General features: G+C 70.4%; 10 protein-coding genes. 6 read left to right on the top strand and 4 right to left on the bottom strand.

Annotation, left to right across the window (positions count from 1 at the left end; all coding sequences use genetic code 11):
- Nucleotides 1-540 (top strand): helix-turn-helix domain-containing protein (locus AC3A3H_RS06850; protein ID WP_487613799.1); only part of this gene is annotated, 540 nt, incomplete at its 5' end.
- Between the two features lie 44 nt (nucleotides 541-584).
- Here the strand turns inward: AC3A3H_RS06850 and AC3A3H_RS06845 are convergent.
- From AC3A3H_RS06845 to AC3A3H_RS06835, 3 genes are all read right to left on the bottom strand, one after another.
- Nucleotides 585-926, bottom strand: coding sequence for a cupin domain-containing protein (locus tag AC3A3H_RS06845; protein WP_487613798.1), 342 nt, complete (start codon nucleotides 924-926; stop codon nucleotides 585-587).
- Nucleotides 923-2,329: an NAD(P)/FAD-dependent oxidoreductase gene (locus tag AC3A3H_RS06840; RefSeq protein ID WP_487613797.1), complete on the bottom strand. Its 1,407-nt coding sequence runs from the start codon at nucleotides 2,327-2,329 to the stop codon at nucleotides 923-925. The genes AC3A3H_RS06845 and AC3A3H_RS06840 overlap by 4 nt, the downstream gene beginning before the upstream one ends.
- 117 nt (nucleotides 2,330-2,446) lie before the next feature.
- Nucleotides 2,447-2,899 carry a hypothetical protein gene (locus tag AC3A3H_RS06835; RefSeq protein WP_487613796.1) on the bottom strand — a complete coding sequence of 151 codons (453 nt, stop codon included), beginning with the start codon at nucleotides 2,897-2,899 and terminating at the stop codon, nucleotides 2,447-2,449.
- 134 nt (nucleotides 2,900-3,033) lie between these two features.
- Between AC3A3H_RS06835 and AC3A3H_RS06830 the strand changes: the two genes are divergently transcribed.
- From AC3A3H_RS06830 to AC3A3H_RS06810, 5 genes are all read left to right on the top strand, one after another.
- Nucleotides 3,034-4,047 (top strand): LacI family DNA-binding transcriptional regulator, encoded by a 1,014-nt coding sequence (locus tag AC3A3H_RS06830; RefSeq protein ID WP_487613795.1) that lies wholly within the window; start codon nucleotides 3,034-3,036, stop codon nucleotides 4,045-4,047.
- A 152-nt stretch (nucleotides 4,048-4,199) separates the two neighbouring features.
- Complete coding sequence (locus tag AC3A3H_RS06825; protein WP_487613794.1) at nucleotides 4,200-5,504, top strand: ABC transporter substrate-binding protein; 1,305 nt, start codon at nucleotides 4,200-4,202, stop codon at nucleotides 5,502-5,504.
- 75 nt (nucleotides 5,505-5,579) lie between these two features.
- Nucleotides 5,580-6,551, top strand: a complete 972-nt coding sequence (locus tag AC3A3H_RS06820; RefSeq protein WP_487613793.1) for a carbohydrate ABC transporter permease — start codon at nucleotides 5,580-5,582, stop codon at nucleotides 6,549-6,551.
- Nucleotides 6,544-7,383: a carbohydrate ABC transporter permease gene (locus AC3A3H_RS06815; protein ID WP_487613792.1), complete on the top strand. Its 840-nt coding sequence runs from the start codon at nucleotides 6,544-6,546 to the stop codon at nucleotides 7,381-7,383. Before AC3A3H_RS06820 ends, AC3A3H_RS06815 begins: the two co-directional genes overlap by 8 nt.
- 41 nt (nucleotides 7,384-7,424) lie before the next feature.
- Nucleotides 7,425-9,350: a glycoside hydrolase 5 family protein gene (locus AC3A3H_RS06810; RefSeq protein ID WP_487613791.1), complete on the top strand. Its 1,926-nt coding sequence runs from the start codon at nucleotides 7,425-7,427 to the stop codon at nucleotides 9,348-9,350.
- 91 nt (nucleotides 9,351-9,441) lie between these two features.
- Here the strand turns inward: AC3A3H_RS06810 and AC3A3H_RS06805 are convergent, their stop codons facing one another.
- Nucleotides 9,442-10,908, bottom strand: a complete 1,467-nt coding sequence (locus AC3A3H_RS06805; protein ID WP_487613790.1) for a helix-turn-helix domain-containing protein — start codon at nucleotides 10,906-10,908, stop codon at nucleotides 9,442-9,444.
- Between the last annotated feature and the right edge of the window lie 38 nt (nucleotides 10,909-10,946).

Here is a 10,946-nt window from a genome sequence, read left to right as displayed (position 1 = left end):
CCGCATCCCGGGGCGCCCGGCCTCCTCGTGGTCGCCGTGTCGTCCCGGGCGGGACGGCCCGGCGCGGACGCCGTGGCGGATGCGCTCGCCGGCGGTGACGCCGCGGTCGTCGGCGTGGGTTCGGACGCGCACGGCATCCCCGGGCTGCTGTCGTCGGTCGAGGAGGCGGTGGAGCTCACCGGCCGCGGCGGAGGCGGGCGCGGCAGGCACGCGGTGGTGCAGCGTGCGGAGAGCCGGCCGCTGCTGCGCCTGGTGACGGCGTTCGGCGACGACCCCCGGCTGCAGGAGTACGCCGAACGCATGCTCCGGCCCCTGATCGAGCACGACCTCGCCAACGACGGCGACCTGATCGAGGTGCTGCGCGCCTACCTCAGCCATCCGGGCAACCGCACACGCGCGGCGGCGGCGAGCCACCTGTCCCGCTCGGTGTTCTACCAGCGGATCGCGCTCATCGAGGACCTGCTCGGCCTCGACCTGGACGACGGCGAGACGATCGGCGCGCTGCACGCCGCGGTGCTCGCGCGCCGCATCCGCGGCTGACTTTGCGAGGTTGACGCTCCGCGGCTGACGCTGCCGGCAGCTGGTCAGCCGGGCGGCGTCAGGTACACCTTCCGCAGCGTCTCGGTCACCGTCCACACCGTGCGGTCGCCGGAGGTCAGCCGTACGACGTCGCCGGCTGTGAGCTCCAGGCTCCGGCCGGTGTCGGGGAAGTCGACCCGCCCCCGCCCGGCGATGACGACGAACACCTCGTCGGCCTCCACATCGGTGGTCGTGCCCGGGGCCATCTCCCAGACGCCGAGCTCCAGACCGGCGAACGTCCCCAGCTCCGCGAGGGCGGTCAGCGGATCCTCCGGCGACGGCTCCAGCGGCAGCCCGAGGGCCGGGATGCGCGTGGTGCGTTCCAGCCCGTCGCCGCTCGCGCTCACGAGTCGAACCCCAGGCCGACGGCGTCGAGCGTGCGCAGGAACAGGTTGCGCCGCCCCTCGCGGTGATCCGCCCGGTCGAGGGACCAGCGGGTCAGGTTGATGCCGAGGGCGGCCGCCGGCTCGGGCGGGAACGGCAGCGGCCGGGTACGCACCATCTCCAGGCTGGTGCGCTCGGTCTCCCGGCCCTCCAGCAGGTCCAGCATCACCCTGGCGCCGAAGTGCGTCGCGGCGACACCCAACCCCGTGTACCCGGTGGCGTACGCGACCGTGCCGCCCCTGGCCGTGCCGAAGAACGCGCAGAACCGGCTGCAGGTGTCGATCGCGCCGGCCCAGCGGTGGCTGAAGGTGAGCCCCTCCAGCTGCGGGAAGGTCGTGAAGAAGTGCGAGGCCAGCCTCCGGAACGTCGCGGGCCGGTCCTCGTACCGCTCCCGGACGCGTCCGCCGTAGTGGTACACGGCGTCGTAGCCGCCGAACAGGATGCGGTTGTCGCGGGTGAGCCGGTAGTAGTGGAACTGGTTGGCCGAGTCGCCGAGGCCCTGACGGCCGGACCAGCCGATCGACGCGAGTTGCGCGGCGCTCAGGGGCTCCGTCATCAGCACGTAGTCGTAGACCGGCACCGTCGCGAGGCGATTGCGCTTGAGCAGGCTCGGGAACACGTTCGTCGCGAGTGCCGTGCGCTTCGACCGCACGACGCCCTCCGGCGTGTAGAGCGTCGTGCCCTCGCCGATGCCCTCCACCGGGGAGTGCTCGAACAGCTCGACACCGGCCGCCTCGCAGGCCCGGGCGAGCGCGCGCGCCAGCTTGGCGGGGTGGACGAGCGCCGAGTCGCGGGTGCGGAGCAGCCCGGCGAGGTAGGTGGGGGAGTGCACCTCGGCCTGGACCGCCTCCCGGTCGAGGAAGCGCGCCTCCTCGCCGTCGGCGGCCTCCCGCAGCCACTCGACCTGGTGCGCCTCGGTGGCGAGGTCGATCGCGCCGTTGCGCTCGAACTCGGCGTCGAGGCCGAGCTCGGCGATGGTGGCCTCGATCTCGTCGAGGTTCGCCATCCCGAGCCGCTGGAGCTCGTCGAACTCGTGGCCGAAGCGGGTGCGGCCGTTCTCGTCGCCGTGCGTGAGGCTCGCCTCGCAGAACCCGCCGTTGCGCCCGGAGGCCGCCCAGCCGATCCGCCGGCCCTCCAGCAGGACGACGCGCGCCGACGGGTCAGCGCGCTTGGCGAGCAGCGCGGTCCAGAGCCCGGTGTAGCCGCCGCCGACCACCGCCAGGTCGCACTCGATGTCGCCGCGGAACCGCGGGAACCGGTCGCCGGGGGCGTCCTCGATCCAGAACACGCTCTGCCGGGCCGGCGCGAGCGCGTGGCTCACCACGGCGGCGTCGGGTGCCTGTCGTTCGAACACGGTGGCCGTCACGGGATGCCCTTCCTGGTGCGGTCTGGTGGGTCCGCTCTGCGCCCATTCTGCCGCGCGGGGCTCCGGAGGTTCGTCGCGAATCCGCGCAGACTCCGGGCAGACCGTCCGGCGGTGCGCTCACATCTCAGGCCTGAGACGCAGCGTGTGCCTGTCGACCGTGACGGTCAGTGGTTGCGAGGTGGAGACGGATGCCGGAACGCGGATTTCGTACGTGCGGACGGCCAGGTCGGCTGTGCACGCGCCGAGAAAACCGCTGCGTGCGCGCGTTGTGATGGCGAGACGGTCCCGCGTGACCACCTCGACAGCATCCGGCTCGCTTGGGCAGGAGGAGCTTCCCCAGAGTGAGACGGCGATCATCCGCGATCGGTCGGCCCACTGCACTTTCGGCCCCAAGTCCGGCTCGGGCAGCTCGGATGCGCCCGGCGTTGGCGCGGCTGACGGTGGACCGGTGCCTTCGGGAAATCCGTCGTATGCACGCACCACCACGGATGGCTGGGCGCATCCGACGAGGAACGACAACGTCGCAGCCGCGCCGAAGAGAGCGACCAGTCTCGTGCTCGGTGTTCGCATGGCCCGCACTCTAGCTGCTCGTTCGGACGCGGCTCTGAAGAGTCGGAGGCGCCCCCGTGGGCTGAACCGCTTCAGTCCGGGGTACTCTTTCCCCGATCGGCCGCGCGGAGCGGTCGCACGAGAGGAGCGCCAACGTGGTGTCAGCGACCCGGGTGACGATCGGCGGGCTCGCCGATCGGCTGGGGCTGTCCAAGGCGTCGGTGTCGTACGCGCTCAACGGTCAGCCCGGCGTCAGCGACGAGACGCGGCGCCGCGTGCTCGACCTCGCGGCGGAGCTCGGCTGGCATCCCAGCTCGAGTGCGCGGGCGCTCTCCCGGGCGCGGTCGGACGCCATCGGCATCGTGCTGCGCCGCGATCCCGGCCTGCTCGGCACCGAGCCGTACTACATGAGCCTGCTGGCCGGTGTGGAGGCCGAGCTCGCCGAGGGCGGGCAGTCGCTGCTGCTGCGGATGGTCCCCGGCGCGGACGGGCACGACCTCGCCGCCTACCGTCGCTGGAGCGCCGAGCGGCGGGTCGACGGCGTCATGCTCTTCGACATCACGGTCGGCGATCCGCGCCCCGCGCTCCTCGACCAGCTCGGGCTGGCGTTCGTGCTGCACGGCAACGACGAGTCCGTCGCCCCCGGCCGGGTGCTGCTGTACGACGCGTCCGGCGACGCCCGCATGCTCGTCGAGCACCTGCACGCGCTCGGCCACCGGCGCATCCTGCACCTCCAGGGTCCGGCCGAGTTCGAGCACGAGCGCGACCGGGCCGACGCGGTCGCGCGGTTCGCCGCCGCGCTCGGCATGCGGGCGGACTCCGAACCGACCGACTACTCGATGGAGGCCGGCGAGCGCATCGCCGCGGCGCACGCGGGCGACCGGTCGCTGTCCGCGCTGATCACCTCGAACGACCTCCTCGCGCTCGGCGCCCAGTCCGCTCTGAGCCGCGCGGGCCGCGACGATGTGGCGCTGGTGAGCTGGGACGACTCGCTGATCTGCCGCCTCGGCGCGCGGCCGCTGACCGCGCTGGCGCGCTTCCCCGAGGAGCAGGGCAGGCGCGCCACCCGGATGCTGCTGGACGAGCTCGCCGGCGTCGAGACGCCGACGCACGCCGCGCGCGCCTCGGAACTGGTGGTGCGATCCACCAGCGTGCGCGCCTCCGCCTGAGCCGCCCGGAAACGTATCCGATATACCCCCCAATTCAGGGGTGTCAACGCTTGGAATCACTGAACCGGTTCAGTTATAGTCGCCGTGGCGCGAGGCCCGCTCCCCGGGGACGGGAGCGGCGGGGCGCCCATCAAGAGACGAAGGAGTCACTAATGAGGAAACGCGTTATCGCCGCCGCGGCGCTGGCGGCCACGATCTCGCTCGTGGCCGCGGGCTGCAGCAGCTCGGGCTCGGGGTCGTCGGCCAGCGGTTCGACCATCACGTACTGGGCGAGCAACCAGGGCACCAGCCTCGACAACGACAAGCAGGTCCTGACGCCGGTGCTCGACGACTTCACCAAGAAGACCGGGGTGAAGGTCAAGCTCGAGGTCATCGGCTGGAACGACCTGCAGACGCGCATCCAGACGGCCGTCACGTCCGGGCAGGGCCCCGACGTGCTGAACATCGGCAACACCTGGGCCGCCTCGCTGCAGGCGACCGGGGCGTTCCTCCCGTTCGGCGACAGCGAGATGAAGGCGATCGGAGGCAGCGACAAGTTCGTGAAGACCGCCCTCGACACCGGCGGCGCGGCGGGCAAGACGGTCACGAGCGTCCCGCTCTACGGTCTCGCCTACGGCCTGTACTACAACAAGAAGATGTTCTCCGACGCGGGGGTGCAGCCGCCGACCAACTGGGAGGACCTGGTCGCCGCCGCCAAGAAGCTGACCAACGGCACGCAGTACGGCTTCTCGCTCGCGGCGGGCAGTTACACCGAGAACGCGCACTTCGCCTTCATCAACTCGGCGCAGAACGGCGGCGCCTGGTTCGACAGCAAGGGCAACCCGACGTTCACCAGCAAGGCGAACATCGACGGCGTCAAGCGCTACCTCGACCTGATGCAGACCGACAAGGTGGTCAACACCTCCAACGCGCAGTACGACAACGGCGTGCAGGCGGTGAACGACTTCGCCACCGGCAAGGTCGCGATGATCCTCAGCCAGAACAACGCCGACTCGTCGATCAACGCCAACGGGATGAAGGCCGACCAGTACGGCGTCGTGCCGTTCCCGTCGCCGGACGGCGGCAAGCCGGTCGCCAGCCACGTCGCCGGCATCAACCTCTCGATCTTCAAGAACACCAAGAACAAGGACGCCGCCCTCGAGTTCGTCAAGTACATGACGAGCGAGTCGGTGCAGTCCACGCTCGGCAAGCCGTACGCCACGCTGCCGGTGCTGAACGGCGCCAAGCCGAACTTCACCGACAACGCCGACGAGGCCGCCACGTTCCAGAAGATCTACAACGAGATGTCCAAGCCGCTGCCGCTGGTTCCGGCGGAGGACCAGTTCGAGAACACCGTCGGCAAGGCCATGAACGACATGTTCGCCAAGATCGCCACCGGAGGCACGGTCTCCGACTCCGACATCAAGTCGGCGCTGAGCACGGCTCAGGACCAGGTGAAGCAGTCGATCGGCGGCTAGGTCCCCTGGCCCCATCGCGACGGCCGGGCGGGACTCGCCTCCCGCCCGGCCGCCGCACCCCACCGAAGGAGTTCCATGTCGACGACGACATCCGTCCGGACCAGCCCCGCCGAGGCGCCGGCCCCCGCGAAGACCCGACGCAAACGGCCCAAGGGCTGGTGGCTTCCGCTGGTGCTGCTGGCGCCGGCCATCGTCTTCGAGCTGCTCATCCACGTCATCCCGATGCTCACCGGCATCTGGATCAGCTTCCTGCAGCTCACCAAGTTCTTCATCGCCAACTGGAGCGAGGCGCCGTTCGTCGGCCTCAAGAACTACCAGGTCGCGCTGGACTTCAACACGTCCATCGGCGCCGGCCTGCTGGCCTCGTTCCTCATCACCTGCGGGTTCACCATCCTGGTGGTCGGGCTGTCCTGGGCCCTCGGGATGGCCGCCGCCGTCGCGCTGCAAGGGAGGTTCCGCGGGCGCGGGTTCTTCCGCACCCTGTTCCTGGTGCCGTACGCGCTGCCGCTCTACGCGGGCATCATCACATGGAAGTTCATGCTCCAGAAGGACACCGGAGCGGTCAACCACTTCCTGTTCGACAACCTCGGCCTCCCCGGGCAGAAGCCGTTCTGGCTGATCGGCGACAACGCGTTCTGGTCGATCGTGATCGTCGCGATCTGGCGGCTCTGGCCGTTCGCGTTCCTGATGCTGATGGCGGGCCTGCAGTCGATCCCGGACGAGGTCTACGAGGCGTCCGCCGTCGACGGCGCCAAGCCGTTCCGGCAGTGGAGGTCGATCACCCTGCCGATGCTGCGGCCGGTCAACGCGGTGCTGCTGCTCGTGATGTTCCTGTGGACCTTCAACGATTTCAACACCCCGTTCGTGCTGTTCGGCAACGCGCAACCCGCGGCGGGCGACCTGATCTCGTTCCACATCTACAACGCCTCGTTCCTGACCTGGAACTTCGGCTCCGGCGCCGCGATGAGCGTGCTGCTGCTGATCTTCCTGCTCATCGTGTCCGGCATCTACCTGATCGTGCTCAACCGGAGGAACCGCCATGCGTGAGACCGTCTCGTCCAAAGTCTTCCGCTGGGTCGTCGTCGTCTTCCTGACGCTGTTCACGGCGGTGCCGCTCTACGTGATGATCACCTCGTCAGTGAAGCCCCTGGCTGACGTCCAGGGCGCCTTCACCTGGTGGCCGACGAACATCACCTTCCAGCCGTTCATCGACATGTGGTCGACGGTGCCGCTGGCGTCGTACTTCGTCAACAGCGTGATCGTGGCCAGCGCGGCGACCATCCTCAGCCTGATCATCGCCGTGTTCGCCGCCTACGCGGTGTCGCGCTACCGGTTCAAGGGCCGCGGCGTGTTCACCACGACCGTCTTGTCCACGCAGATGTTCCCCGGCGTGCTGTTCCTGCTGCCGCTGTTCCTCATCTTCGTGAACATCAACCAGGCGGTCGGCATCCAGCTCGTCGGCACCCGCTGGGGGCTGGTGATCACCTACCTGACCTTCGCGCTGCCGTTCGCGATCTGGATGCTGGCCGGCTACTTCGACGGCATCCCGCGCGACCTCGACGAGGCCGCGATGGTCGACGGCTCCGGCCCGATGGGCGCGCTGTGGCACGTCGTGCTGCCCGCGGCCAAGCCCGGGCTCATCGCGGTGGCGATCTACTCGTTCATGACCAGCTGGGGCGAGGTGCTGTTCGCGTCCGTGATGACGACCGACGAGAATCGGACGCTCGCGGTCGGCCTGCAGCTGTACTCGACGCAGACGAACGTGTACTGGAACCAGATCATGGCAGCCTCGCTGGTCGTGTCGATCCCGATCGTGGTCGCGTTCCTCATCCTGCAGCGGAGCTTCGTCGCCGGGCTCACCGCTGGCGCCGTCAAGTAGCCCCCGCGGCAGCTCCCCACAAGCACGACCCGAAAGGAATCATGGACCGCCCTTCCCCCGTCCTCGCCGTCGACGGATCCCCCGTGGTCTGGCTCGGGGCGAACTTCTGGTCGCGCACCGGCGGCCCGCTCATGTGGAAGCGCCACGACCCCGCGGTCATCCGCGAGGAGCTGCGCGTGCTCGCCGACCACGGCCTGAACATGACGCGGTCGTTCTTCTACTGGCCCGACTTCCACCCGACGCCGGACACGCTCGACGAGCAGTGCCTGGCCAACTTCGCCGACTTCCTGGACGCGCACACGGAGACCGGGATGATGACCGTGCCGACCTTCCTCGTCGGGCACATGTCGGGCGAGAACTGGGACCCGGTCTGGCGGGAGGGACGCGACCTCTACCGCGACGTCTGGTTCGTCGGGCGGCAGGCCTGGTACGTGCGGGAGCTCACCGCGCGGTTCGCCGCGCACCCCGCCGTCGCGGGCTGGCTGCTGACCAACGAGGTGCCGATCTACGGCGGGGAGGCGCCGCGGCCGGTCGTGGACGCGTGGGCGTCCCTGCTCGTGAACGCGGTGCGCGCGGGCGGCGGGACGCAGCCGGTGGCGGTCGGCGACGGGGCGTGGGGCATCGAGACGACCGGCCACGACAACGGGTTCTCGGTGCGCGACCTCGCGCGGTTCACCGACTTCGTCGGCCCGCATGTCTATCGAATGGAGACCGATCAGACCCGCCAGCATCTCAAGGCGGCGTACATCGCCGAACTGTCCGGCGTGGGCCTCCCGGTGATCATGGAGGAGTTCGGGCTGACCAGCGACTTCGTCTCCGACGAGGGTGCGGCCGCCTACTACCGGCAGCTGCTGTACACGACCCTGCTCGCCGGCGCGACCGGTTGGATCGCCTGGAACAACACCGACTACGACGACCTCGCCGGCCAGCGGCCGTACTCGCACCACCCGTTCGAGATGCACTTCGGCATCACCGACCGGACCGGCGCACCGAAGCCGCCGTTGCGCGAGCTCGCCCGGTTCGCCGCCGACCTCGCGGCGATCGACCTCGCGAACGTGCGGCGAACCCCGGTGGATGCCGCGATCGTCGTGCCGTCGCACCTGGAGGCGGACTACCCGTTCACCAACGAGGCCGAGCGCGCCCACATCGTCAGGACCGGCGAGCAGGCGTACCTGGCGGCGCACGAGGCGCACATCCCGGTCGCGGTGGTCCGGGAGCGGGAGGACGGCGGCCTCCCGGTCGGCTACGGCCTCTACCTGCTGCCGTCCGTCAAGCAGCTCTGCGCGACCTCCTGGCTGCAGCTGGAGGAGCTGGCCCGGGACGGCGCGACCGTGTACGCCTCCTACTCGCACGGCGACAGCGGCGTGCAGCGCGGGCCGTGGTGGACGAACACGGAGGCGCTCTTCGGCGTGCGGATGCAGAGCTCCTACGGCCTCGCCGAGCCGGTGACCGACGAGGCGGCGACGATCCGGTTCGTGGCGGACTTCGGGTCGCTCCCGGCCGGCACGGTGCTGACCTTCCCCGCCGCCGGCAACGAGAACGGCCGGACCTTCCTGCCGGTGCGGGCGACCTCCGGAACCGTCGTCGCGGTGGACGCGCACGGCCGGCCGGCGATCGTGGTCACGGAGCACGGCGCGGGCCGGGCGGTGCTGTCGACCTACCCGCTGGAGTACTTCGCGTCCGTGCGGGCGCGCAGCAATCCGGAGGAGACCTGGCGGCTGTACGACGCGCTGGCCGCCGTGGCCGACGTGGAGCGCGACGTGCGCCTCGACGACCCGCGGGTCTTCGTGGACACGCTGGTGCACGACGATGGCCGGCGGTTCGCGGTGTTCGTGTCGCAGCACGCGACCGCGGTCACGGTGCGGCCGGAGGTGGCGGGAGAGCTGCGGACGCTCGCCGGCGAGCCGGCCGCCGAGCTGGCGCTCGCGCCGTACGGCGTCGCCGTCCGCGAACTCGTCCTCGACTGACGCCCACCCTCCCGACATCTCTCCCCGAGGGCCACGTTGTTGTCACTTTTGGACGCCAAAAGTGACAACAACGTGCCCTTCGGCGGGTGGGTCAAGCCGGCGCGTGCCGCTCCAGGAAGTCGTACACCTCCGTGGAGTCCACGCCGGGGAACGTCCCGGTCGGCAGCGCCGCCAGCAGCGAGGTGGGCGTCCGGGCCGCCGGCCATGCCATGCCCTCCCAGCGGTCCGCCAGCGCACCCGGTGGCCGGCGGCAGCACGACTCGTCCGGGCAGCGCGACACCGCCCGGTGGCCGGTCTCGCGGCCGCGGAACCACTTCACGTGCGCGAACGGCACGCCGACGCTCACCGAGTAGTCGCCCTCCTTGGCCTTCTCGATGCGGGAGGTGCACCAGAACGTCCCGCGCGTGGTGTCGGTGTACTGGTAGTACGGGCTGAACCGGTCGGCGACGTCGAAGACCGTGCGGGCCGTCCAGCTCCGGCAGACCGGGGTGCCCTCGATCGCGCCCAGCGCGTCGGACGGGAACGCCACCGAGTCGTTCTCGTACGCCTTGATGATGGTGCCCGACTCGTGCACCTTCATGAAGTGCACCGGGATGCCGAGCCGTGCGGTGGCCAGATTGGTGAACCGGTGGCAGGCGGTCTCGTACGACACCGCGAAGGCGTCGCGGAGGTCCTCCATCGAGATGCGGCGGAAGTTCTTGGCCTCGGTCAGGAACGCCACAGCGTCCTTCTCCGGCAGCAGCAGCGCAGCGGTCAGGTAGTTGGTCTCCACCCGCTGCCGCAGAAAGTCGGCGTAATTTCCCGGCTCGTCGTGGCCGAGCAGCTGGGAGGCGAACGCCTGCAGGATGGGGGAGCGGGAGTCGCGGGAGGCCGACTGCTCGGTCGGCAGGTAGATGCGGCCGTTGCGCTTGTCGGTCACCGAGCGGGTCGAGTGCGGGAGGTCGCCGACGTAGTGCAGCGAGAAGCCGAGCCGGTCGGCCATGTCCGCCACGGTCTGGTGCGAGACCGGGCCTCCGGTGTGCCCGACGGCGCCGAGCAGGTCGGCGGCGATGGCCTCCAGGTCGGCGAAGTAGTTGTCGCGGGCGCGCATCGTGGCGCGCAGCTCGGCGTTGGCGCGGCGCGCCTCCTCGGGGGTAGCGGCCCGCTCCTTGTGCAGCCGCGCCACCTCCTGGTGCAACGCCAGAATCGCCCGCAATGTCGCGTCGGGCACGGACTTGGACACCCGCACCGGGTCGATCCCGAGGGCGCTGAAGACGGGTCCGCGCTGGGCGCGCTCGACCGCGATCTCCAGGGCGGCGCGCTCGTCGGGTGCGTCGGGGGCGAGGAGGTCGTCCACCGTCACGCCCAGGGCCCCGGCGATCGCGCGCAGCTGGGCGAGCCGCGGTTCGCGGTTGCCGTTCTCGATCGCCGAGACCTGGGAGGGCGCCCGGTCGATCGCGGCGGCGAGAGCCTCCAGCGTCATCGCCCGTTCGAGGCGGAACGCGCGCACGCGCCGGCCGAGCGTGAGCGCGTCTGCTCCCGTCGGCTCGTCGTCGATTCGGACAGCGGTGTCGGTCATGCAGGCCATGCTGACACTCCCACGAAGTTCTAGCAAAC

The sequence above is a fragment of the Leifsonia sp. Soil_N53 genome (assembly GCF_057655165.1).
This window is presented reverse-complemented; position numbering and strand designations above follow the sequence as displayed.

Coding starts and splice junctions, on each gene's coding strand:
- AC3A3H_RS06820 (WP_487613793.1), top strand. CDS start 5,580: ATGTCGACGACGACATCCGTCCGGACCAGCCCCGCCGAGGCGCCGGCC.
- AC3A3H_RS06825 (WP_487613794.1), top strand. CDS start 4,200: ATGAGGAAACGCGTTATCGCCGCCGCGGCGCTGGCGGCCACGATCTCG.
- AC3A3H_RS06835 (WP_487613796.1), bottom strand. CDS start 2,899: ATGCGAACACCGAGCACGAGACTGGTCGCTCTCTTCGGCGCGGCTGCG.
- AC3A3H_RS06815 (WP_487613792.1), top strand. CDS start 6,544: ATGCGTGAGACCGTCTCGTCCAAAGTCTTCCGCTGGGTCGTCGTCGTC.
- AC3A3H_RS06810 (WP_487613791.1), top strand. CDS start 7,425: ATGGACCGCCCTTCCCCCGTCCTCGCCGTCGACGGATCCCCCGTGGTC.
- AC3A3H_RS06805 (WP_487613790.1), bottom strand. CDS start 10,908: ATGACCGACACCGCTGTCCGAATCGACGACGAGCCGACGGGAGCAGAC.